The sequence below is a fragment of the Aliiroseovarius pelagivivens genome, from assembly GCF_900302485.1.
In the GTDB taxonomy this organism is placed as follows: Bacteria; Pseudomonadota; Alphaproteobacteria; order Rhodobacterales; family Rhodobacteraceae; genus Aliiroseovarius; species Aliiroseovarius pelagivivens.
Genome location: NZ_OMOI01000001.1, coordinates 2,165,522 through 2,189,782, shown reverse-complemented (window position 1 = coordinate 2,189,782; position 24,261 = coordinate 2,165,522). Strand labels below are relative to the sequence as shown.

General features: G+C 57.4%; 17 protein-coding genes. 12 read left to right on the top strand and 5 right to left on the bottom strand.

The window, feature by feature from the left end; translation table 11 throughout:
- Positions 1–198: 198 nt before the first annotated feature.
- The 4 genes from ALP8811_RS10655 to ALP8811_RS10640 all read left to right on the top strand — a co-directional run bounded on the left by ALP8811_RS10655 (position 199) and on the right by ALP8811_RS10640 (position 5,160).
- The gene (locus ALP8811_RS10655) at positions 199–864 is read left to right on the top strand and encodes a response regulator transcription factor (RefSeq protein ID WP_108857083.1); all 666 of its coding nucleotides are present in this window, start codon (positions 199–201) and stop codon (positions 862–864) included.
- Positions 861–2,207, top strand: coding sequence for a sensor histidine kinase (locus tag ALP8811_RS10650; protein ID WP_108857082.1), 1,347 nt, complete (start codon positions 861–863; stop codon positions 2,205–2,207). The genes ALP8811_RS10655 and ALP8811_RS10650 overlap by 4 nt, the downstream gene beginning before the upstream one ends.
- Before the next feature lie 226 nt (positions 2,208–2,433).
- Positions 2,434–2,937: a hypothetical protein gene (locus ALP8811_RS10645; RefSeq protein WP_146184013.1), complete on the top strand. Its 504-nt coding sequence runs from the start codon at positions 2,434–2,436 to the stop codon at positions 2,935–2,937.
- A gap of 255 nt (positions 2,938–3,192) precedes the next feature.
- Complete coding sequence (locus ALP8811_RS10640) at positions 3,193–5,160, top strand: DEAD/DEAH box helicase (RefSeq protein ID WP_108857080.1); 1,968 nt, start codon at positions 3,193–3,195, stop codon at positions 5,158–5,160.
- Between the two features lie 276 nt (positions 5,161–5,436).
- Here the strand turns inward: ALP8811_RS10640 and ALP8811_RS10635 are convergent, their stop codons facing one another.
- Positions 5,437–7,440, bottom strand: coding sequence for a hydantoinase/oxoprolinase N-terminal domain-containing protein (locus ALP8811_RS10635; protein WP_108857079.1), 2,004 nt, complete (start codon positions 7,438–7,440; stop codon positions 5,437–5,439).
- A 442-nt stretch (positions 7,441–7,882) separates the two neighbouring features.
- Between ALP8811_RS10635 and ALP8811_RS10630 the strand changes: the two genes are divergently transcribed.
- Positions 7,883–10,129 (top strand): choice-of-anchor F family protein, encoded by a 2,247-nt coding sequence (locus ALP8811_RS10630; protein WP_108857078.1) that lies wholly within the window; start codon positions 7,883–7,885, stop codon positions 10,127–10,129.
- Positions 10,130–10,294: 165 nt separating this feature from the next.
- Entirely contained in the window at positions 10,295–10,978 is a 684-nt protein-coding gene (locus tag ALP8811_RS10625) for a ferritin-like domain-containing protein (RefSeq protein ID WP_146184012.1), read from the top strand.
- Positions 10,979–11,252: 274 nt separating this feature from the next.
- On the opposite strand, the gene argE is transcribed toward ALP8811_RS10625, so the two are convergent.
- From argE to ALP8811_RS10610, 3 genes are read right to left on the bottom strand one after another with little or no spacing between them, the layout of a single operon-like run.
- Positions 11,253–12,419 carry an acetylornithine deacetylase gene (gene argE / locus ALP8811_RS10620; protein WP_108857076.1) on the bottom strand — a complete coding sequence of 389 codons (1,167 nt, stop codon included), beginning with the start codon at positions 12,417–12,419 and terminating at the stop codon, positions 11,253–11,255.
- 3 nt (positions 12,420–12,422) lie between these two features.
- Positions 12,423–13,607, bottom strand: a complete 1,185-nt coding sequence (locus ALP8811_RS10615) for a M24 family metallopeptidase (protein WP_108857075.1) — start codon at positions 13,605–13,607, stop codon at positions 12,423–12,425.
- Positions 13,608–13,617: 10 nt separating this feature from the next.
- Positions 13,618–14,991 carry an aspartate aminotransferase family protein gene (locus ALP8811_RS10610; protein WP_108857512.1) on the bottom strand — a complete coding sequence of 458 codons (1,374 nt, stop codon included), beginning with the start codon at positions 14,989–14,991 and terminating at the stop codon, positions 13,618–13,620.
- Between the two features lie 511 nt (positions 14,992–15,502).
- Between ALP8811_RS10610 and ALP8811_RS10605 the strand changes: the two genes are divergently transcribed.
- The 4 genes from ALP8811_RS10605 to ALP8811_RS10590 all read left to right on the top strand — a co-directional run bounded on the left by ALP8811_RS10605 (position 15,503) and on the right by ALP8811_RS10590 (position 21,036).
- On the top strand, positions 15,503–17,470 hold the full coding sequence (locus ALP8811_RS10605) for an AAA family ATPase (protein ID WP_108857074.1): 1,968 nt from the start codon (positions 15,503–15,505) through the stop codon (positions 17,468–17,470).
- A 407-nt stretch (positions 17,471–17,877) separates the two neighbouring features.
- Entirely contained in the window at positions 17,878–19,128 is a 1,251-nt protein-coding gene (locus ALP8811_RS10600) for an efflux RND transporter periplasmic adaptor subunit (RefSeq protein ID WP_108857073.1), read from the top strand.
- Positions 19,121–19,825, top strand: coding sequence for an ABC transporter ATP-binding protein (locus tag ALP8811_RS10595; protein WP_108857072.1), 705 nt, complete (start codon positions 19,121–19,123; stop codon positions 19,823–19,825). The genes ALP8811_RS10600 and ALP8811_RS10595 overlap by 8 nt, the downstream gene beginning before the upstream one ends.
- Entirely contained in the window at positions 19,825–21,036 is a 1,212-nt protein-coding gene (locus ALP8811_RS10590; protein ID WP_108857071.1) for an ABC transporter permease, read from the top strand. The genes ALP8811_RS10595 and ALP8811_RS10590 overlap by 1 nt, the downstream gene beginning before the upstream one ends.
- Positions 21,037–21,109: 73 nt before the next feature.
- Here ALP8811_RS10590 and ALP8811_RS10585 read toward each other — a convergent pair whose 3' ends face one another.
- Positions 21,110–21,646, bottom strand: coding sequence for a helix-turn-helix domain-containing protein (locus tag ALP8811_RS10585; protein ID WP_108857511.1), 537 nt, complete (start codon positions 21,644–21,646; stop codon positions 21,110–21,112).
- A 267-nt stretch (positions 21,647–21,913) separates the two neighbouring features.
- Between ALP8811_RS10585 and lpdA the strand changes: the two genes are divergently transcribed.
- Both lpdA and lipA read left to right on the top strand, forming a co-directional pair.
- Positions 21,914–23,290: a dihydrolipoyl dehydrogenase gene (gene lpdA / locus ALP8811_RS10580; RefSeq protein WP_108857070.1), complete on the top strand. Its 1,377-nt coding sequence runs from the start codon at positions 21,914–21,916 to the stop codon at positions 23,288–23,290.
- 10 nt (positions 23,291–23,300) lie between these two features.
- Positions 23,301–24,245: a lipoyl synthase gene (lipA, locus tag ALP8811_RS10575; protein WP_108857069.1), complete on the top strand. Its 945-nt coding sequence runs from the start codon at positions 23,301–23,303 to the stop codon at positions 24,243–24,245.
- Positions 24,246–24,261: the final 16 nt, after the last annotated feature.

Sequence of the window (24,261 nt, the reverse complement as noted above, 5' to 3'; positions counted from 1 at the left end):
CGCGGAGACGCGCGGCCGTTGAAAGAAGTCCTGAAGAAAGTTCAGACCAAGCAGCCAGGGAAGTTGCTGCAAGTCGGATTCTCTGACAAAGGACAGCGATCGACCTATCGGGTTCTGATCGTTGACCAATCCGGCGCGGTCGTTTCGGTCACGGTCGATGCAGGTTCGGGCCAGATCACAAGCATGCGGAAGTGTTGAATGCGTATCCTGATCGTCGAAGATGAACACAAGATTGCCGAGCTGATCGCGGATGTTCTGGAAGGCGAGGGGCTGATCCCCGAAATCGCCCACGATGGCGAAGAAGGCTGGTTTTTGGGAAGCACCGAAAGCTACGCAGCTGCGATCCTCGACATCGGCTTGCCTAAGCGCGACGGCCTTTCGGTGCTGCGCAAATGGCGGGACGAGGGGCTGGACCTGCCGGTAATTCTGCTGACGGCACGCGCGAACTGGAACGAACGGGTCGAAGGGATCGACGCGGGTGCAGATGACTATCTGGGCAAACCGTTTCAGATGGAGGAGCTGGTCGCGCGTCTGCGTGCCCTGTTGCGCCGGTCCAGTGGACAGAAGGCCACGATCCTCGAGGCCGGGCCGCTCAGGGTCGATCTGCGTCAGATGCGCGTCTCGGTCGATGGTCGCCCGCTGAAGATCACACCGCTGGAATATCGGCTGCTGAACTACCTGATGCACCATCGTGGACAGGTAGTGACTCAGGAAGAGCTGGTCGAGAACATCTATTACCGAGATCAAGAACCTGACAGCAACGCGGTCGAGGTTCTGGTTGGGCGTCTTCGCCGCAAAATTGGCGGTGGCCTGATCGAAACACGTCGCGGTTTTGGATATATGATCGCCGGAGAAGACGCATGAAGATGTCGCTGAGCCTGCGCCTGTTGCTGGCCGCGGCCATGACAACAGCGATTGCCTTGGTGGCGACTGCCATTGTGTTCAACTTCCTGTTCCGCCTCTATTTTGAGGATCGTGCACGGGACGAACTTGAGACTTACCTGATCCTTCTAAGCGGGAATGTCTCGATGAATAGCGCGGGTGAGGTCGAGATCGTCCCGATCCCCGATCCGCGATTCAATCAGGCGCTGTCGGGATACTATTGGCAAGTGCAGGTGGATGACACCGACCCGCTGTTGTCACCGTCCTTCTGGGCGGCACCGTTGGAGCTGGTCCGTCCGCAGACAGCGGGCTTGATAGTTTTTGCCGATGTGATCACCGGCACAGGTGAGCCGGTTGCTGCCGCCAGCTGGGTCATCACAATGGGCGACGGAGAGAGCCGACGCGAGGTCTTCCTGACGGTGGCAATCGACCGGGCCGGCTTGGATATTTCGGTATCCCGCTTCACCATGAACTCGGTCTTTTGGCTGGCGGTTCTGGGACTGTTTTTGTTGGTTGCAAGCTGGTTTCAGGTCCGCTTGGGGCTTGGTCCGCTGCAGAAGGTTAGATCCGAAGTCGCCGGTGTCTCGCAAACTCCAAACGGACGGCTGTCTTCGGATTATCCGACCGAAGTCCTGCCGCTGGTTGAAGAGGTGAACCAGTTGCTGAATGCCAACGCCGAGGCGCTGGAACGCGCCCGATCGCGCGCGGGTGACTTGGCCCATGGCCTGAAGACACCACTGACGATCATGCATGGAATCGAGCGCAAAGTGCGGCGGGCCGGTCATGATGATCTGGCAGAAGATCTTGTGACAGAGATCACCAGCATCCAGCACATCGTTGAACGCGAACTGGCATCAAGCCGCGACAGCCAACAGATCCTGCGCCAATGCGATGCTGGCCCGATCATTGAACGCTTGCACAAGGCGCTTGGCCGCCAACCCGGCGCCGAGCACATCCAATGGGAAATCGATTTACCCGGTACACTGCTTCTTCCGTTCGACGAGTTCGACCTGACCGAGCTGTTGGGCAACCTTCTGGACAACGCGGTGAAATGGTCGGAAGGCAGGATTGCTGTACGCGGCGGACGCGATGACGCACAGGTGTTCCTGAGCGTTGAAGATGACGGCCCAGGTATCCCGCAAACCGAACACGACGCAGTGCTTGCGCGTGGAACCCGACTGGACCCGGAACAGCCGGGCACGGGTTTGGGTCTGAGCATCGCGCAGCGTATGGCCCAGACCCATGGCTGCACCCTTTCACTTGAGCAATCTCCGCTGGGAGGTTTGAAAGTGTGTCTGACATGGGCTGCCGCCCGGTCTGCCTGAAACGTCTGATCAGCCTCCCACTTATATCAGCAGTTCTAATATGCAGGGGACGGTGTGTCGCTGCCGCAGGCATGTTGCGTTGTGAAGATCGTGAGGGATGCTCGGGTGGCTCTGGCGTTGAGAGATGCGGGGTAGGGTGCGTCAGGTTTTCTTGAACTCAAGCCCCTTCTGGTCCAACCTCACTCTATATTTAGTTTTGTCGCGGTTTTGCTTGGAGGATTGGGGAATGATGAGAAAACTCGTGGGAAGTATTTCAATTGTAGTCGGCCTTATGGTGGCGACCATAGGATCGGCGGAGGAAGCAGGCACAGCTTCACTTACCGTTGATGGCACCGAATACCAATTCAAGCTGAACGCCATGCAGAGCGATTGGTCGGGGTCCGAGAGCTACGCAAGCCTGAACATTTGGTTGAGCGGAGCCGACGATGACACCAGAAAAACGTTTCCCGGAATGACACTGGGCTTTGAGTATGTTGGAGGTCAGCCCAACGCCGTCGAAATGCGGTTGATGAAATACGAAGGTGGGAAAACACAACGGTTGTACGGCAATCCGGACACCAGCGCGTTGGTTCTGGATCAGGCTTCCGTTGTGATCGACGGAAACGAGATCTCGCTTTCTGGCACATTCAGCTCGTCTTTCGGCACCAGCGGCGACTTCGGAAGGACGATTGATTATAGCTCTGGCATTTCCGCTGAAGGATCATTCAGTGTGACGCTTGGGCCGGTTTAACGGTGTGCGTTTCATATGTGCACAAGACTGCTTCACTTTTGGATGAAAAGGTCGATCTCGTCAGGCGCAACGCTCTTCTCTCCTAAAGAACGGTTTTCTTCCTGCATTGGGTGTGTTTTCGACGCCAAGTGCACAGATATCTGGGCGCACTAGACCTATACAAACCCCTTTGCACCCGATAGACGGCAGTCTTAACCTAGGACAAGGCACAGGCAGCGGGCTTGCGCCAGCCAGGAAACACAAAGAACCTTACTCGTGAAAAAAACCATCGCAGATGCGCTTGCCCGTAAGGGCTATGACACTTTAACCCCTGTCCAGCAGGCGGTCACCACATCGGATTTGGAAGGTCGCGACCTGTTGGTTTCGGCCCAGACCGGATCGGGCAAGACGATTGGGTTCGGGCTGGCCATCGCGCCGACATTGCTTGGGGACGAAGACAAATTCGGTTCGTCTGGTGCGCCGCTTGCGTTGGTCATCGCCCCGACGCGTGAACTGGCGATGCAGGTCAAACGTGAACTTAGCTGGCTCTATGCCGATGCGGGCGCATTTCTGGCATCCTGCGTAGGTGGTATGGATATGCGCGACGAACGTCGCGCCTTGGCACGGGGCGCACATGTCGTTGTCGCCACGCCGGGACGCCTGCGTGACCATATCATGCGCGGATCCATCGACCTGACACAAATCCGGGCCGTTGTGCTGGACGAAGCCGACGAGATGCTGGATCTGGGGTTCCGCGAAGATCTTGAATTCATCCTTGAGGAAACGCCGTCTGACCGTCAGACGCTGCTGTTCTCGGCCACGGTTCCCAACGCCATCACCAAGCTTGCCAAAAGCTATCAACGCGACGCCGAACGCGTCTCGACTGTTGGTGAACAGAAACAACACAGCGATATCGAATATCGCGCCATGGCGGTCGCTTCCCAAGACAATGAACACGCGATCATCAATGTGCTGCGCTATTACGAAGCGCCGAACTCGATCGTGTTCTGCAACACCCGCGCGATGGTTTCGCGGCTGACTGCGCGGCTGTCAAACCGTGGCTTTGCGGTTGTGGCCCTGTCTGGCGAATTGACCCAGAGCGAACGCTCCAACGCGCTTCAAGCGATGCGCGACGGGCGCGCGCGCGTTTGTGTGGCGACCGATGTGGCTGCACGCGGGATCGACCTGCCCAACTTGGATCTTGTGGTTCATGCCGAACTGCCAAGCAGCCACGAAACCCTTCTGCACCGCTCGGGCCGGACCGGACGGGCCGGACGCAAGGGCGTGAGTGCTCTGGTTGTTGTGCCGTCGGCGCGCAAGAAGGCCGAACGCATTTTGAAATTTGCCAAACTGAACGCTGAATGGGGCTCTGCCCCCTCGGCCGAGGATGTGCATGGGCGCGACGAGCAGCGGATGCTTGCCTCGGATGACTGGACGGTCGAGATCGCCGATAGCGAACAATCCGCCGTTGCGCAGCTTGTTGAAAAGTTCACGCCGGAGCAGTTGGCTGCGGCCTATCTGCGGCAATACAAGATACGCCACTCGGCCCCCGAGGAATTGCAGACGGTTACGGATCAGAAACGGAAGCCCAAAGCGGCGTTCGGCCCCAGTGTGTGGTTCTCGATCTCGGAAGGACGCAACCAAAATGCGTCGCCACGTCATTTGCTGCCAATGATCTGCAAGGCGGGCAAGATCACGAAAGACGAAATCGGCGCTATTCGCATCGCGGATGAACAGTCCTATATCGAAATCCGTGAAAGCGCTGTGGACGGCTTTGTATCGGCAATCGGGTCGGGCATGCGGATCGAGAAAACAAAGGAACTTGTGCGGCTTGACGGTGCACCCAATGTACCCGAGTTTAAACGGCCGAAGCGCGACTTTGACAAACCTGGAAAGCCGCGTCACCGTAAGGGTAACACCCCCCCGGTCGAGTGGAATGACGACCCCGCGCCCAAGCGCCGCAAACCCAAACCCGAAGATCGCAAACCGCGTTACAAAGGGGCAAAGGATCATACCGCTGATGACGGCGCACATGGCGCTGTGGCCCCGCGTCGGCCCGCGGGCGACAAGCCCAAAGGCAAGCCCAAAGCGGGTGCCGGAGGGTCTGAACGCGGCCCGGCTAAACCTCGTAGGGAAGGCCCCAAAGGCCCACCGCCGCCGAAGAGCAAGCCGAGCAGCAAGAAAAACCGCGCACGCGCTGCGGTCGCTCGTGCTGGAAGCGACACACCAAAGCGGCGCAAATAATCGACGCCGCGAGGTCTTGGCACTTGTGCCATGATGAACGGCACTGCCCACTGGTATGACGTGGAACCAGAGGGGTTCGAAGGCAAAGCCAGAGTCCAGTGCTTGAAACACGAAGCCCCGCGAACGAGAGCGTTCGCGGGGCTTCGCTTTTGGTGACGAAGAAACACTTCCGTCACGGATTTCGTCTCGGGTCAGTCGTCGTGCTTTCCTACCGGGTAATCACCTTCGTCGGCGAGCTTGCCCCACAGCGATTTGAAGACCCGTAGGGATGTTCGGTCACCCCAAAGCCACCCGAGGTCGGCCGCTCGCTTCGACCATCACGGTGCATTCAATGAACACATTCTGCCCTTCAACTTGCGCGGACCGAATATCGCGTTCTGAAACAATGTTGATATCATCAGCACCCGCAGCTTTTGCCGCGTCTTTAGAGACTGTGCGCAGATGGTCTTCCAAGACGGTCATAGCCTTTTCGGCTTCATTGTAATCCTGTGGCCCAGTCTCGAGGTGAACACGAAATTTCCCCTCGGCGGGCGATGTCACGGTGCCTGACCTGCGAAACGTCACACGGCCGACAACGGCGCCGACGGCATTGGCGACACCCGCATGTTCTGGTAGCCGCATCTGGCAATGCAAACGCTCGCCAACGGCGGGGTAATAGCTTGACGCGGAAGCGCCCAAGCCAACAACTTCAACATTCAGTGCAGCATCTAGTGCCAGCAGGCCCCGATGATTGGCGAGGCCTCGTTGGGTCAGAACATGCTTTGCCAGAACCGCGGCGGGAAGCCCGAAATCTTCGTCATCCTCGGCAAAGGCGGTTTCGAGCAGCGTCAGGGCCGTCTGTTCGGTCATCTGGTCAATGATCTTCTGCGCCATCTCTTCCGGGGTGGTTGCCAAGCGTGCCCCGCTGCCGATGCGCTTGCGCGAAAACAGCTCTAACCCTTTCTGCGCAGCGTCCGCGTCCCACGTGTCAAGTCGCCCCAAAACGTGGCTGGCATCGGATGGGGTCACGCCAGACACCTGGACGATGCCGCGATCAACCAATCGAGTCAGCGCACTGCTTTCCAGTCTGGTTTGCAAAAGCTTGTTCAGTGCGATGACATCATCGCCAAGTCGCTTCAACAAGGTTTCAGCGCGCGCATCGATGCCGTCGGTCGGCACGTTCGGAACACGGCGCGCGAAGCGGGCATCATGCTCGCCCGGTGCGGTTGAGCGCAATTGCTCGTCGAGCGCGGCGTGGACAGCTTCCGGTGCCTCGGCGGCGATCAAGGACACGGGAAGCACGCGGCGCGGTCCCAGAGTGACGCCGCCGCCTAGGCCTTCGGTTACGGGATGGACCTGACTGTCGCCACCCAGCCCATGGGTGCGCATGGCCACGGCCTCGACCATGGTGCGAAACCCGCCGACCTGTGCGCCGTCGGGGTCGATCATGGGCTTTCCGTTGCGGATCAGCGCAATGTCGGTGGTGGTTCCGCCAATGTCCGAGACCAGCGCATCCTCGACATTGGTCAACCAGCGTGCACCTACAATCGAGGCGGCTGGGCCGCTGAGGATGGTTTCAATCGGACGTTCACGCGCTTGTTCGGCGCTCATCAAAGCCCCGTCGCCCCGCACGACCATCATGGGCGCATCAATGCCTATGTCACGTAGCGCATCCTGTGCCCTGCCTATCAGCCGGTCAATCATCCCAATCAGCCGTGCATTCAGAACAGCGGTCACTGCGCGCTTAGGACCATTCAGTTTCGAGGACAGCTGATGAGAGCAGGTCACAGGCGCGCCGGTGACCTCGGAAATGACCTTTGCCACCTCAAGCTCATGCGCGGGATTGCGGGTGGCGAATTGCGCCGCGACAGCAAAGCCGGAGATCCCCTCATGCGTCCCCAGAAATTCCTTGAGCGCATCGAGATCCAGTTCCGCCGCCACCCCTCCGGCGTGGTTGTGCCCGCCAGAGATCACCAAGGCAGGATCCCCTTTCAGGGCGTCGTGCAAACCATGCTTGTCGAGATCACTTTCGCGAAAGCCAATGTAGATGAGCGCGACGCGCCCGCCCTGGCCTTCGACCAATGCGTTCGTCGCCAGTGTTGTGGACAGCGATGCCATCGCGATATCGGCAGGTGCGACAGCGGCATTTTCCAAAACAGCCTGAATGGCTTTCCCCACACCAATGGCCAAGTCTGTGCGGGTTGTGAGCGATTTCGCACTGGCGATGACTTCGGTTTCGTCCCGGATCAACACCGCATCGGTATAGGTTCCGCCGGTGTCCACACCCAAAGATAATACCATTTCCACGCCCTCATTCAAAAAGCCCTAACCTGCCAGTGTCAGGGAATCGTCGGTTTTAGTGAACTCTAATTGGACCAGTTTCTAGCGAAAGAGCGGCACATTCCTGACGTTTTCTGCGTCTGATTTCAAATTGGCGTGTCCTCAAGCCGTTTCCCCGATTCCTCGAGGTCGAACTTGGCACCCAGCACAGGCATTTCTCAACGGATTGGTTGCATTGAAAAAGTACGCTCTGGTCATCTCTCCGGGCCGATCTGCATTGCTGATTGTGGCCTCAAGACCACGAAAACACAGGGAAATGCTTCTGACCCTGCGTCACCTTTGCGAGAACACATATAAAAATTGATATATATCAAAATTAAATCAAGCCAAGCGCGATACGTTGAAATTGTGTGCACGTAAGGGGTGACGTGTTGGGTCGTTTTGAAGAAGCGAAGGGAAGACAATGAAATCGGGAAAATTTTATCTAAGCACAGTTGCACCAGCAGCCTTGTTGCTAACTTGTGCGCCGCTGTTGGCAGACACTTTGGGCGACAACTTTTTCGTTGGGACCTTCGGTGATGGACTGATCTACGTCGATACAGAGGAAGGCGTTCTGGAGCCGGGAATGAAGGTCGTTACCTTCACGCGTACGCGCGAAGATGATGGCTCGTTCGTCGATCCGTACGAAGTAATTATTACAGACTTCACCGGCCTGACTTCGCGCGGCGAGGTTACCAACTGTCTGATGGCCAGCAACCCCGGCGTCTACTGTGATTCCGAAAGCGGAGCGGGCAAGCGGATCAAAACCCAGCTGACGGGTCCGAACCCCTTCGGCATCACGATGCAGACAACGGCGAGCGATGACTATCCGTCGGTCGACTATTTCACGTTCGGCAAAACCTCGAATTTCACAGGTGCCCGCATGATCGGCTTCTCGGTCGAACTGATCGATGAAAACGGCAATTCAATGGGTGCGCTGACCCCAGAGAACGCGGTTCTGTTCAATCTTGATGCAACCGCCATTGGGCTGGGCGCCAAGATGCCCGAAGGCCTTTTTGGTGAAGGTGGTCACGAAGGCGAAACCGGATTTTTCTCGGATACGAAGGCGGGGTTGACGCCGGTTTCTCTGACCGAAGACGCCTTGGTGTTTGGGGCGCTTACCAACCCTGATTTCACAACGCATTTCGGGACGGCTTTGCTGGACAACACCATGACGCCTGATGGGCTGTTCTGGGATGACAACGGGGATCCCAGCGATGAATCCGCGTTGGTTGCCTGGAACAATCTGGCTGGGGGTGGCTGGACCTATGGCACCTTGGCTTTGCCCGCAAATGAAAGCGCAAGACTGGCCGAACTTGCAGACGCCTTGGGCGTCGACGTGGCTGACCTGGGCTATGCGCCGGGTGGTCTTGTTCCCGATGAAATCGTTGCAGCTGCTGAAGCCAACGGTTTGTTCGAAACAGCCGAGATTGAAGACATTCGCAACGCGAACCTGAACTTCACGATGACGGTTGGAAGCCTGGACGGGGGCGAGTTTACGTTGTTGTTCACCCCGACCTTTGCCCCGATTGTCGAGCAAGCGACAACACCCTATCAGTTCAAAGTCGCTGGGCATCTGGATGCTGCAGCCAATGTTCCGTACATGGATCTTGGAAATGCCGCTGCCTATGGAACTGCAATCGCAGACCTCATGGGGATGAGCGACGCGGACCGCGCTGAGGCTTTGGAAAGAACTGGTTTCAGCTTCTTGCCTGCGTTCTCAAGTCTTGCATTCGATTTCTCGCGCAGCCAGATCAACACGATCACTGGCGTCCTTCCGCAAGCGGCCGATTCTGAAGTTGTCGTGTCGAGCGCTGGCGCCGCCAGCAGCTGGGGACTGGGGGAAGATACCAATTGGCTTCTCAACGTTGGGGGCGGCCAGTCATCCTTCGAGACCAACCCAAACAACATTGGCTATGATACCGAATTCACCTCGTATTCTGTGGGTGCAGAGAAGCAGTTGGATGACGGACGTTCGTTCGGTTTCTTGATCGGAAGCGCAAGTGGTTCGGCTGATGCCTATAAATCTCGGGGTAGCATCGATTCCGACGGCGTGTCTGTGGCCGCATTTGGTCGCGCCAAAATTGGCGAGAACGGCATGATCCATGGTGTCATTGGCTATCAGGATCTGTCCTTTGACTCGACACGCCGCGTGATGGGGCAAACTGCCAAAGGCAGCACCGATGGATCGCAAGTGTTCGCTGCGATCAAAGGCGAATACATGTACAAGCAGGGCAACCTGAATTTCGGCCCGACAGCGTCCATGGAATATTACAACCTGTCCATTGATGCCTTCAAAGAAAAGGGTGCCGGGATCTGGAACCTTGCTGTTGGCGAGCAGTCGGGAAGCATGCTGCTTGGCTCGCTGGGTGTTCGCGGTGACTATATGATGCCCAATGGTGCGGGAAATACCCTGCTGACCGGAAGCTTGGCCTATACGATGGCTGGTGGAAGCGACATGTTGGTCGAAAGCGGTTTTGTTGGTCTACCCGGAGCCGTTCATCCTGTCGCAGCTGTCGACGGAAACTGGGTGGACGTCCAAGTTGGCTTTGAGACCGTTCTTGCCGAAAGCGGCAGCTCGCGCACCACATTGGCAGGCGGCTATTTCGGTTCGTTTGGCAGCGGATATGAGAGCCATAAGATCCAGATTGGTCTCAACGCGACTTTCTAAAATACACGTTTAATTGACGTGATTGAAACGGCCCCGAAAGGGGCCGTTTTTTGTTTGCGAATAGTGCCTCTCAGCTCGGCGGATTTATGCGTATTAACCTTATTTTAAAGGGCATCGCGTCTATATGCCACGGAGACAAATCAGACAATTTGTGGTTGAGAATAGTTGACGCAAGTCGAAAGAAACGCGCGCACAATTGAGGAGTTAAGAATGATCAAAACAGGTATACTAAGTGCTGTTGCTGTTGCCGCTTGTTTGGCGATGCCTCTTCAGGCAGCAACAAAGACCTTGTCCCCCGAGGCCGAGGCAGCGCTTCTTGAGGCACTCAATGACGAATATCACGCACAGGCTTTCTATGCCGCTTTGGTAGACGAATACGGTGCCAACACACCTTTCACCAATATCATGGAAGCCGAAGCAAAACACGCCGAGAAACTGATTGCGCTTCTAGAAAAGTACGGTGTTGAAGTGCCGGAAAACGGCTATCTTGATGGCAGTTTGCCCTTGGCACCAATTCCTCCGACGCTCGCCGACGCATATGCGACGGGCGTACGGGGCGAGATCGACAACATCGCCATGTATGAAGAAAGCCTTTTGCCCGACGTCGTGGGCTATAAAGACATCACACGTGTCTTTACGTCGTTGAAAACGGCATCTGAAACCCAGCACCTTCCCACCTTTGAGCGGTGCAGTGCAGGTGATTGTCAAACGGTCGCCTCGAATTCCGGTAGCGGTGCTGGCAAACAAACCGGCAAGGTCGCTAAGGGGACTTCCTCTCAGAAAGGGAAGGGCCAAAAGGAACGACAGAGAAAGGGCCAAGGGAAGCAAAAAGGACGCGGCAATAGCTGAACGTTCACACAGCTTCGTAAGGTTCCCTGAGTGAGCAACCTACATATATGCCTGGTCCCAGTGCGTTGGGGCCAGGTTTTTTAATCTCGTGCGGGCGAGTTGGCTATGTCGCTGGCGGCGAAGGTTTCGACAGATAACAAGCGGACTTCATAAGGCCGCGCCAATTTGACGTGGTTCCTGTTTCAGCAAAACGCTCGCGAAGACCTGCAAATACTTAGATCGTTCTGACCGAACTGATTGTTTTCAGTGTTTTCCGGCACCGGGCAGCTGGCAATCAATCCCGAACTTCGTTCGCAAAGGTCAGATCAATCTTTCCCAACAGATCAAGGCAAAGGGACAGTTGGTCGAGCGAAAGGAACTCATCTGCCTTGTGGGCCTGTTCGATGCTACCGGGTCCGCAAACAACCACATCCATGCCAAGCTGTTGAAAGATGCCGGCCTCGGTCCCGAAGGGGACGACATCTGCCGAATTGGCCCCGGTCAGTTCGGACAGAATGCGCTTGGCTTCATTGCCCTCGACAGGGATCAGGCCTGCGACCTCGCCGACGATCTCGGTTTCAATGGTGGCACCCGGATGAACGGCCTGCATGGCGGGCAGAAGCGTGTCATTGCAGTAGGTGGCGATGGATTGCTTGACGAAAGCTGCATCCGAGTTCTGCACCGGCCGCATCTCCCAATCGATCTGCGCTTTGGGGGCGATGACATTATGCACGCTGCCGCCATGAAGCGCGCCCACGTTCATCGTCGTCCATGGCGGATCAAAGGGGCTGTCCTTCGGGGCCATTCCCTTCAACTGCTCGCGCAGTTCCAACAGCCGCGCCACATAGCGCACCGCGTATTCCACCGCGTTCACGCCAAGATCCGGGGCTGATCCGTGCCCTTCCAGCCCCTGTAACCGAGTCGTGTACTCAAAGCACCCCTTGTGACCTTCGATGATGCGCATCATCGTGGGCTCGCCAATGATGGCCATGGAGGGGCGCAGGCCACGTTCGGTCAGGGATTGGGCCAGATGCCCCGCCCCGATACATCCGGTTTCTTCGTCATAGGTGAAGGCAAAGTGGATCGGTGATGTACGCGGAGTTTGTGCGAAGTGGGGGGCCATCGCCAATGTCGCAGCGATGAACCCTTTCATGTCGCATGTCCCGCGCCCGTATAGGCGCCCATCACGTTCAACCATCTCGAACGGGTCCGAGGACCAGTCCTGATCCGTGACAGGGACCACGTCGCTATGCCCGGACAAGACCAGCCCGCCATCGGTATCCGGACCCAGTGTGGCAAAAAGATTGGCTTTCTGCCCGGTCGGATCGTGGAAGACCTCGACCCGCGCGCCACAGGCTTCGAGGTGATCGGCCATATAGCCAATCATCGCAAGATTGCTGTCCGCCGAGACCGTCGGAAAGGCGATCAGGTCTTTCAGAATGCGCTTGGCTTCGTCCAGCATGGGTTAGCCTTTCACAAAGAGCTTGCGGTCGATGCTGCACATCGGCTCGGCCGCGCCGTTGTCTCGGATCAGGATGGTCTCGGTTGTTTCAAGTCCCCAGCTGTCCATCCAGAGCGCGGGCATGAAGTGAAAGACCATACCGGGTTTCAGAACTGTTTCATCCTCGCTGCGGATTGATGCGGTGCGTTCACCCCAATCGGGCGGATAGCTCAGACCGATGGAATAGCCCATGCGGCCAGACCGCTCGATCCCGTGTTTGGCAAGGACATCCATGAATGCATTGGCGATGTCGCAAGTGCGATTGCCCGCACGCGCGGCGTTCAATCCTGCTTCGATGCCTTCCAGCTGCGCCCCTTCAGCGCGCAGCATCTCGTCCGAGGGTTTGCCAAGAAATACGGTTCGGCAGAGCGGCGCGTGATAGCGGCGATAACAGCCCGACAGTTCAAAAAACGTCGCTTCGCCTTCGCGCATTGGGGCACCGTTCCATGTCAAGTGGGCCGCCGTTGCGTCCAGACCAGAGGGCGTCAGCGGAACAATGGCGGGATAGTCGCCCCAATCGTCCCCGACCCCGGTGATGCCTGCATGCATGATGTCGGCCACCAGATCGTTCTTGCGCACCCCCGGTTCGGCGCGGTCAATTGCGGTCTGGACCACCTTGTCGGAAATGCGTGCGGCCTTGCGAATGAAGCTGATCTCGTCTTCGGATTTGACCAGCCTCTGCCAGTTGACCAAGGCTGTCGCGTCCACCAGCGTGGCCTCTGACATCTCTTCGGTCAGAACCGCATGTGCCTTGGCCGAGTAATAGTAGTTCTCCATCTCGACGCCGATGCGAGCTTTGTCCAACCCGCGCGCTTTCAGATGAAGGGCGAGATCCTGCATCGGGTGTATCTCGGTCGATTGAACGAAGTGGTCGCCATAGCCAAGGATGTTGTCGTGATCCATCCAGCAGGTGCGACGCCCGCCCATCATGTCCATATAGCGACCCCACCAGATCGGTTCTCCCTCCATAGTCAGGATGACGCCTTGATGAACATAGAAAGACCAGCCGTCATAGCCCGTCAGCCAGGCTTGGTTTGACGGATCCGTGACAAAGATCGCATCCAGGTCGGCCTGCGCCATAGCGCTGCGGGTGAGGGCGAGCCTGCGTTGGTATTCCGCTTGGCTGAAGGGTGCGTTGCTGTGTGTCATTGAAACCTCCTTACCCCAGAACCGCGTGAACGGCCCGCGCGGTTGCGTCCACGATCTGATCCACTTCTGCTTTAGTCAGGCAGAAGGGCGGGGCCATTCCCAAAATGTCCCCCTGCGGCATGGCACGGGCGATGATGTTGTCTTGCTCCAGCAGCCTGGCCGCGATCTGCGGGCCAATTTTGTCGCTGGCATCGAAGAAGCTGCGGCTGTCCTTGTTGGCCACGAACTCGACCGCGCAAAGCATACCTTCGCCGCGGACTTCGCCCACATTGGCGTGTTGCCCCAATGCGTCCTGCATGGCCGCATTCAGATAGGCGCCTACGGACCCGGCGTTTTCGACCAGTCCCAGATCATCGATGAGCTTCAGGTTCGCGACCCCCGCCGCCGCGCCGATGGGATGAGCAGAGTAAGTCCAGCCGTGGCCGATCGGGCCGTTCTCATCCGTTCCCTGTTCCAGCACTTTCCACATCTTGTCCGAAACGATGGTCCCAGACAGCGGCGCATAGGCTGATGTCAGCCCCTTTGCGATGGTGATCAGGTCCGGGCGAAGGCCATAATGCTCGGACCCGAACATCGTCCCCAATCGGCCAAACCCGGTGACGACCTCATCCGCGACCAGAAGGATGTCGTGTTTCTCAAGCACCGCTTGGATGGCCTCCCAGTAACCCGCAGGCGGCGGCACGATACCGCCCGTGCCCAGCACCGGCTCGCCGATGAAGGCGGCGATGGTGTCGGCACCTTCGCGTGCAATCAGCGCCTCCAACTCGGCCACGCAATGAGCCACGAACTGGGCCTCGGTTTGCGCCAGATCCGGGCGGCGGAAATAATAGGGTGCTTCGGTGTGGATCACCTGCGCCAAAGGCAGGTCGAACTTGTTGTGAAACAGCTCGAGCCCGGTCAGCGATCCGGTCATCAGCCCGGACCCATGATACCCCCGCCAGCGCGAGATGATCTTCTTCTTTTCAGGCCGGCCAAGGATGTTGTTGTAGTACCAGATCAGCTTGATGTTGGTCTCATTCGCATCCGACCCGGATAGACCGAAATAGACTTTCGACATGTGGTCTGGCGCCCGATCAAGGATCATCTTGGATAACGTGATCGAGGCCTCGGTCCCATGCCCGACATAGGAATGGTAATAGGCCAGTTCGCGGGCCTGATCGGCGATGGCGTCGGCGATCTCGGGGCGGCCATAGCCCACATTTACACAGTAAAGACCGGCGAATGCGTCCAGCAGCCGGTTGCCGTCGCGGTCTTCGATGTGGCAGCCCGTACCGCCGGTGATGACGCGATGAGGCACGTTGCCTCGCGCAAACTCGGCCAGATGTGTCGAGGGGTGAAAGAAGTTTTCACGGTCCCATTTTTCAAGTTGATCGTTGTGAAGCATGGTTAGCCCTTCAGGTTCAGGCGGCGCGCCGCCGGTTGTCATGAAAGGAGCCGTGTGCACGCATCAAACCGAATTGGTTCAACCAGAGCAGACGGGCTCCGCTCACCCGGACAGCAGCGCGCAATGCCTTTATTGCCAGAGCACGGTGATGGAAGCACAAAATAGCTTGGCGCGGCAAATGAAATCGGCATGCCCTCTGCTTGCTTCAGGGGCGTGCGGATTTGATTTGGGCCGGAAGTTACCGTTGGGGGCAAGACAGACCCTGTTTCATGTCACCCGATCAGGACGGCAAAACCGCACGTGCATGCGAGATCTGTGGCATCTTGACGGCTATATGAGGCCATATGGCGCATTCTGTTAGTCCAAGTTTTGAGGTAGTTGAGTGAGTGTGCGATGGCATTTCGAAAAGCATTGTCGGTGGGGTGCCGACAAAGCCTAAATGGGGCCTTTTTAACGGCCATTTTAGCTGAAAACGTTGGAATAGCCTAAGCGCGGATTTAAGGGGTGGGATATGACAAATTTAGAGGCTGACGCTATTCAGGTATTGGTCACACATCGAGATCCTCCTTCTTGGTATGAGGAGTTCAGCTCGGCGGTTACCTATGCTGATCACATCATCCTGTCTGGAAACATCCGTGACCTGTATCCTTCCTTTACTGGGCAAGGAGATCCGTTCCCAGATTTTGAAGAGACGCTGTGGGATCTGTTGCATGCTCAGGGCGTCAGGGTGCTTTTGCTTTATGACCCTGTCTCTGGTCTGAAAATTCACAAAGCAAGCTCTGACAAGGACGCCGCGGTTCTGAAAAAGACCGACCTTCTTTCGGGCAAGGCGGATGGGAAGACTGATGACATCAGGGATATTCATGCCGCTGTCGCAGACTTCGAAGAGTTTCCGATTGCGCTGTTGCTCGATTATGCTTCGCATTTCCGCACCCATGACGAAGTGGCGTATGATGACTGCATGGTCGCCATCGACCGCAAGTCACGAGAACGCAGATATGCGAATTCAGGTGCGCATCTAAATCCTACCATCTGGGTTGCAGACCATCCCGCCGATTTGCCTGACTGGTTTGTTCTGCAGAATGCCTCGGTGCGCGAGATTCAACTCGAACTTCCAAACCTTGAAGATCGATACTTCTTTGGCAGACATCTTGCCGAGCAGAGCCGCTGGACCAGTTCAGATCCTACGCCTGATCAGGAAAGGCTGTTGCAGCAGTTTGCATTTGAATGCGACGGCGGTCCGCTGCGGGCCATGCAGTGCATCCGAACGGTTGCTCAGGAAGAGGGATTCCATCTTACCCACATATCTGATGCGGTCAGAGTGTTCAGAACGGGTGCGAGAAGAAACCCTTGGGCCTCGCCGGTTTTGCGTGAGCGGATGAAACGAGCGAACGAGATTCTGGAAACACGCATCAAGGGGCAGCATCACGCCTTGGAGCGGACACTTGATATTCTGGCACGGTCCATTCTTGGCCTGTCAGGTGCCCAATCAGGGTCCATGCACACACGTCCAAGGGGCGCGCTCTTTCTGGTCGGTCCCACAGGCGTTGGTAAAACCGAACTTGCCAAGGCGATTACCGAACTTCTTTTCGGCGATGAAACGGCCTGTCACCGCTTTGATATGTCAGAATTTATGGAAGAAAGCTCTGTCGCTAGACTGATTGGAGCGCCGCCCGGACATCACGATCACGAAAAGGGCGGGCAGCTTATCAATGCTGCGAATAGGCGGCCTTTCAGCGTGTTTCTTTTCGATGAAGTCGAAAAGGCCCACCCGCGGGTTCTCGACCTCTTTCTTCAGATCCTTGATGAGGGGCGCCTTGCCGACGCGCGCGGCTCTACCGCCTATTTCTCAGAGGCGCTGATCATCTTCACGTCCAATATTGGCATCGTGCAGGATTCACGTGCAAGCAACATGGGAATGAATGTTCTGCCTTCAGATTCCTATTCGCAGCTGTCTGCGAAGATCATGAAAGCTGTTGAAGAGCACTTCAGAAATGATCTGAAACGACCTGAGCTTCTGAACCGTATCGGTCAGAATGTCGTCGCTTTCGATTTCCTTAAGCCAAGTGGGATGGCCGCAATTTTTGAAACGATCCTGGAAAGGGTTCTGAAGACCGTTGAGCAGGAACATGGCGTGAGGATTTCGTTAACCGACGCCGCCTACTACAAGCTTAAGCAGGTTTGCACACAAGACTATTTCTACGGTGGCCGGGGTATTGCCAATCGGATTGAGGCGCATTTCATCAACCCGCTTGCTCGACAGTTCTTCGAGTCAGGAATTGCAGCGAGTCTTCAGATTGTGGATGTGCATGTCCTTGAGGATAAGACGACCTTGGAGATTGAGGGCGACAGCTCCAGCGCTTTTGTTGGAACATCGGTTTCTGCACCCCACGGATCAGATCACCAGAGACACAAAACACGCCTCCGACGACCGGCAGAGCTTCATGTTCCCCAACGCAAAAGGACTGGCGGCGAGTAGCTATCGCTTAGTTCGCTGGCGCAACGGGTGCTTCCCCGCGCGATATCGCCCTTAGCCCCTGAAAAGTGATCTGGTGCCTGCAAACAGTTGTGGCCGCCGTCAGCCAATTTGCTTGCTTCGTTTTCGTCGTGGGATAATGCCTGCTCTGCCAACGATGTTGATTCAGATCATTTGTTTTGCTGCGTCGCTGCGTACATTTGCGCAGTTCGGCAAGGGTCGCGGACTGCTCTCGACAGCCACGTTTTGATGAATATCAGGCAGTAGTTTCACGAACAAATACCACCCAAAAAGCGCGTGCCTGAATGCTGTCGAGTTTTAAGTGGTTTCTTCGACGGAAACCCAAGCTGAACCCGTTTAACGAACGTAGAACAGCGCGTTTGAGCGCGACACGAACTGGAGAGCATCAGATGCCGACGTCCAACGATGATATTTCTGACAAGATTGGCCTCAATCAAAAGAGCAGCCGTTCTTGGTTGTGGATTGGCGTGGCCGCATTGGCGATTGGTGCAGGCGGGTACTTTTTTCTGGCCAATGGTGATGCTGCTGGGGGCTCTTTAACCTACAGCACCGAAGCGGTGGTACGTACGGATCTGGATGTTGCGGTTTCCGCCGTGGGTTCGATCGAGCCTACCGATTTGTTCGATATTTCGTCTGAACTCTCGGGGACTGTCAGCGAGGTTCTGGTCGACTACAATGACGTCGTGACCAAAGGCAGCGTCCTTGCGCGTCTTGATGCGACCAAGCTTGAAGCGCAACTGGCGGTTCAGCAGGCGTCGGTCGATAACGCTGCTGCCAAGGTCGAACTGGCCGAAGCAACGCTGGAGGAAGCCCGCGAAAATTATGAAATCGGGCAGCAGCTAATCAAGCGTGGCGTGGAATCTGAGACTGCGTTCATCGCGCAAGAGGCTGCATACCGACGCGCTGGTGCTGATCTGAAATCGGCACAAGCATCGCTGCATCTTGCCGAGGCAAATCTGAAACTGGTGCAGGTGGATCTGGAAAAGGCCTGTATCTGCAGCCCCGTCGATGGCGTCGTTCTGGATCGCGACATTGATCCGGGTCAGATCGTGGCGGCTTCGTTTTCGGCCCCAACGCTGTTCACCGTTGCCGAAGATCTGACCCGGATGGAACTTCGCGTTGATGTGGACGAGGCCGACATCGGCATGGTGCGCGTCGGCCAAAGTGCCAGCTTTACCGTTGATGCCTATGACGCACGTTCTTTCCCAGCCGAGATCTTTCAAGTGCGCTATGCCAGTGAAACCGTGGATGGCGTGGTGACCTACAAAGCCATCCTGAGTGTCGAGAACGCGGACATGTCGCTGCGCCCGGGCATGACAGCGTCGGCGGACATCACCGTGGCCTCAGTTGATGATGCTTTGGTCGTGCCGAATGCCGCCCTGCGCTATACGCCGTCGTCCGAAAAAGAAGAGATCACCGCAGGTGGGGGTGGGTCTGGTCTTGTCGGTATGATCATGCCGAGCCGTGCCGATGGTGAGGACGCAGTTCAGAACGTCGGCAAGGCTGTCTACATCTTGCGTAACGGGGCACCTGTGCGTGTCCCCGTGCAAGTGGGGGAAAGCGATGGATCGGTCACCGAGGTCATCTCGGACAACCTGTCCGAAGGCGATCTGGTGGTTACGGATGAATTCGATGGCTGATGATCCGCTTATCCGCCTGACCGATATCACGCGCTATTATGGCACTGGTGAAGCCGAAGTGCGCGCCTTGGATGGGGTGTCGTTCGACATTTATCCCGGAGAGTTTGTTTCCGTCATGGGGCCGTCAGGTTCTGGTAAATCCACGGCGATGAACGTGTTGGGGTGTCTCGATAGTCCAAGTTCTGGAGAATACCTTTTCAACGGGGTCGACGTGACCGGGCTAAACCTTGATCAACGTGCGCTTCTGCGCCGCCACTATCTTGGGTTCATCTTTCAGGGCTACAACCTTCTGCCCCGGACCACAGCGCTGCAGAACGTCGAATTGCCGTTGATCTACAAAGGTATTGGCCGCGAAGAGCGAGAAGCCCGTGCGCATGCCGCGCTGGATAAAGTTGGGCTTGCCTCGCGCGCCCATCACGATCCGTCAGCCCTGTCGGGCGGACAGCAGCAGCGCGTGGCCATTGCCCGCGCCCTTGCCGGCGATCCGCAGGTGATCTTGGCGGATGAACCGACCGGGAACCTTGATACCAAGCGTTCGGTCGAGATCATGGAGCTGATGGTGGACCTGAACCAGCAGGACGGGATCACCATTGTGATGGTCACTCATGAAGAAGACATGGCCGAGTTCGGCAAACGGTTGATCTGGATGGTTGACGGCAAGGTCGAATACGACCGCCCGACAAAGAGGGCTGCGTGATGATCTGGGAAACATTCAAGCTCGCCCTGCAATCGATCTTGCGAAATCCGATGCGCAGCTTTCTGACCGTTCTGGGCGTCGTGATCGGCGTGGCCTCGGTTATTGCAATGGTCACGGTGGGCAATGGCTCGACCGCGCAGGTCACGGCGGATGTGGAAAGCCTTGGCGCCAATCTTTTGACACTGCAGCCGGGGCAGGACCGGATGGGGCCGGGCAATGATGGTGGCGGTGCCGCGCGCCCCTTTGATATGGACGATGTGGATACGATCCTGAAACAGGTGAACTCTATTTCTGTCGCGGTGCCAACAGGATCGCGGCAAGCTGTGGCGATCTATGAAGGCGAAAATTATCAGACCAGCATCACTGGTACGATGAACGGATACTTTGATGCCACCGACTGGCCGCTTTCCGACGGCCGCCTGTTTTCCAGTGCCGAGGAAAAAGGACGCTCGGTCTGCATCATCGGCGAGACGGTTCGAGAAGAGCTTATGGGGCAAGCCGATCCGATCGGGCAAAAGATTCGTATTGAAAGCCTGAATTGCACGGTGGTTGGACTGCTGGAGGCCAAGGGCGCAAACACATTCGGTATGGATCAGGATGACATTGTCCTGATGCCGTTCACAACCTTCGCGCGTCGTATTGCCGGATCAGATGACGTTTCTTCGATTACCCTGTCCGTGCGCGAAGGCTATTCCACTGATCGCGCGATCGATGACCTGACCGATCTGATGCGCGAGGTGCGCCGGATTGATGACGGCGAAGAAGACGACTTCTCTATTCGCGATACAGAGCAGTTGGCGAACATGCTGGGCAGCATTACATCGGTTCTCACCGGCCTGTTGTCGGCGGTGGCAGCGGTAAGCCTGCTTGTTGGTGGGATCGGGATCATGAACATTATGCTGGTTTCCGTCACCGAACGCACGCGCGAGATTGGCATTCGCATGGCTGTCGGGGCACAAGCCAGCCAAGTGCTGTTGCAGTTTCTGGTCGAGGCCATTGTGCTTTCAGCCTTGGGCGGACTTCTTGGGATCGCTTTGGGGCTTGGAATGGGCGCCGTTGGGGCGTCGATGTTGAATGTGCCATTCGCACCGCAACCCGGTGTGATTGCACTCGCCTTCGGGTTTTCGGCGGTGGTCGGTGTCGTCTTCGGGTACTTCCCGGCGCGCGCTGCTGCGCGGCTTGACCCAATCGAGGCGTTGCGACACGGGTGACGATGGTGTCTGGCCGATCAAGGTTGCTTGCGGTTGCCGTGAAGGTGACGTGGGCAACGGCGCATGTTCTTGGCTAGAGCCCCAGAGATACCCACAGCACTTTCGCATCTTCTTCGCTGGTCGAGATCAGACCATGCCCCATGCGGGCGTCGTAGTAGACTGAATCACCCGGACCCATCTCGAGCGGTCGATAGTGTTCCGTCACCAGCGTCAGTTCGCCTGACAGGACGAACATGAACTCTTCGCCATTGTGGCGCACCCAATCGTCATACTCGGACACGTCGCGCGCCGTGACGGTCGAGATATAGGGCACCATACTTTTCGAGGTCAGCTCGTTACACAGCAGTTCGTGCGTATAGGTCGGCGTTTGCTTGATCTCGCCTTCGCCTGCACGGGTGTAATCACGGCGCCCCGAAATGTCCGATTTCGCGGATTGCAGGAACAGTTGCGGGGTCTCAAGCTCCAGCGTCTGCATCAGGCGGCGTATGATGTCGAAGCTGGGCCGGGTCTGGTTGTTTTCGATCTTTGATAGGGTCGAGCGGCCAATGCCCGCGGCTCTGGCTGTGTCTTCCAGCGTCAGCCCTTTGGCTTTTCTTGCCTCTCGAATCATGCGGCCCATGGCTTCGCCATCCGGTGCTTCAGCAGCATCATTTCCTATTTGCGAAGCGCTATTCGTGTCGGTCTCCAAGTTGTTCTCCCGCAATTTCCCCTTGTTCCCTCGAAGCTTAGTAACCTCCTTGGAAGCTGTCAAAGTATCCCTCGGCACACAATTCTTGCAAATCCCCCAAAAGTTTCCTATAAGAAACAAGAAATCCCGAATAGGAAACTATTCCACAAAGATACGCATTTTTGAATGTAAGCGGGAGCGGAGGACCAGATGTTTGACCTTATCGTGATCGGAGCCGGCCCCGGTGGCTATGTCGCCGCCATCCGTGCCGCACAGCTGGGACTAAAGGTTGCCTGTGTCGAAGGCCGTGGGTCCTTGGGTGGCACCTGTCTGAACGTGGGCTGCATCCCCTCAAAAGCGCTTCTGACCTCTTCGGGTAAATATGACGAGCTGTCGCATCTGGCGGCACATGGGATCGCCGTCGAGGGCGCCTCGCTGGATCTGGGTGCCATGATGGCGCGCAAAGATAAGGTCGTAGGCGATCTGACCAAAGGCATCGCCTTCCTGTTCAAAAAGAACGGGGTAGAGCTGATCGAGGGCTGGGCGACCATTCCCGCTGCTGGTCAGGTCAAGGTGGGCGACACGGTTCACGAAACAAAGAACATCTTGATCGCAACCGGGTCTGAGCCGACCCCTCTTCCGGGCGTCGAGATTGACGAGGTAGACGTGCTCAGCTCGACCGGCGCACTGGCGCTGGATGCCGTGCCCGAGCATCTGGTGGTGATCGGCGCTGGCGTCATCGGTCTGGAACTGGGGCAAGTCTGGGCGCGTCTGGGGGCCAAGGTGACCGTGGTCGAATATCTCGACCGCATCCTGCCCGGCATTGACGGCGAGATCGCGAAGCTGGCGCAGCGCGCCCTGTCAAAGCGCGGGCTGAAATTCCAACTAGGCCGCGCGGTGAAAGCTGTTGATGCGGGCGAGGGTGGCTTGTCCCTGACCGTTGAACGCGTCGGCAAAGACACATTGGACACCATTGAGGCCGACAAGGTTCTGGTCGCCATTGGCCGTCGCCCCGTCACCCGCGGTCTGGGGTTGGAAGCGCTGGGCGTTGAGGTCAACGAGCGCGGTTTCATCCCGGTGGATGGCACATTCCAAAGCTCGGTCCCCGGCATCTATGCGATCGGCGATTGCGTGCCCGGCCCGATGCTGGCGCATAAAGCGGAAGAAGACGGCGTGGCCTGCGTTGAAACTCTGGCTGGTCTGAAAGGCCACGTGGATTACGGCAAAGTACCGGGCGTTGTTTACACCGATCCCGAGGTCGCCTCGGTCGGGGTGACGGAAGAAGCTCTGAAAGACGCGGGCACCGACTATATCAGCGGCAAGTTTACCTTCATGGCGAACTCGCGCGCGCGCTCGACCGGGGAAACGGACGGCGCGGTCAAGGTTCTGGCTAGTCCGGACGGCGTGCTACTGGGCGCACATATTTGCGGTGCCCATGGCGGCGATCTGATCGCCGAGCTGGTCTTGGCGATGACGAAGGGTGCGACACTCACGGACGTGGCGGCCAGCTGCCACGCGCACCCCTCGATGGCCGAAGCCGTTAAAGAAGCCTGTCTGGACGCGCTGGGCCGCGCCATTCACGCGTAAGGGGGCGACGATGAACCAGATCCCCCGCCTGCGTCACCCCGAAAAGGCGCACAAGCCCGACAGCGCGATCCCGCGTAAACCCAGCTGGATTCGCAAAAAGAAGATCGAAAGCGCCGAGTATTACGAGACCCGTCGCCTGATGCGCGACCATGATCTGGTCACCGTCTGCGAAGAGGCCGCGTGCCCCAATGTGGGCGAATGCTGGTCCAAGCGTCACGCCACCATGATGATCATGGGCGAGATCTGTACCCGAGGGTGCAGCTTCTGCAACGTCTCGACTGGTCGTCCGGATGCGCTGGATGCGTTCGAGCCCGGTCGCGTCGCGGTAGCAGTCAAGAAACTGGGTCTGCGCCATGTGGTGATTACCTCGGTTGACCGCGATGATCTGGCCGATGGCGGGGCAGGGCATATCGCCCAGACCATCCGCGCCGTACGTCACCAAAATCCCGGCACCACAGTTGAAGTGCTGACCCCGGATTTTCTTGGCAAGGGCGACGCGGCGGATCAGGTGTTCGACGCTGCCCCCGACGTGTTCAACCACAATCTGGAAACCGTGCCGCGGCTTTACGCAACGGTGCGCCCCGGCGCGCGCTATTATCAATCGCTGCGCCTTCTGGACGACGCCAAGCGCGCCAATCCCGGCATTTTCACCAAGTCCGGCCTGATGGTCGGGCTGGGCGAGACGATGGCCGAGGTGAAGCAGGTCATGGACGACCTGCGCGCAGCCAATGTCGATTTCCTGACCGTGGGGCAGTACCTGCAACCCACCGCAAAACATCACAAGATCGACCGGTTCTGGACACCGGAAGAATTCGAAAGCCTGGAACAGGCCGCCCGCGCCAAGGGTTTCCTTGGGGTCTCGGCCACTCCGCTCACACGATCATCGTTCCACGCTGACGAAGATTTTGCCGCCTTGAAGCACGTGCGCGAAGCCGCGCTTGCGACGGGGGCATAACCGAAACGCGCAGGCC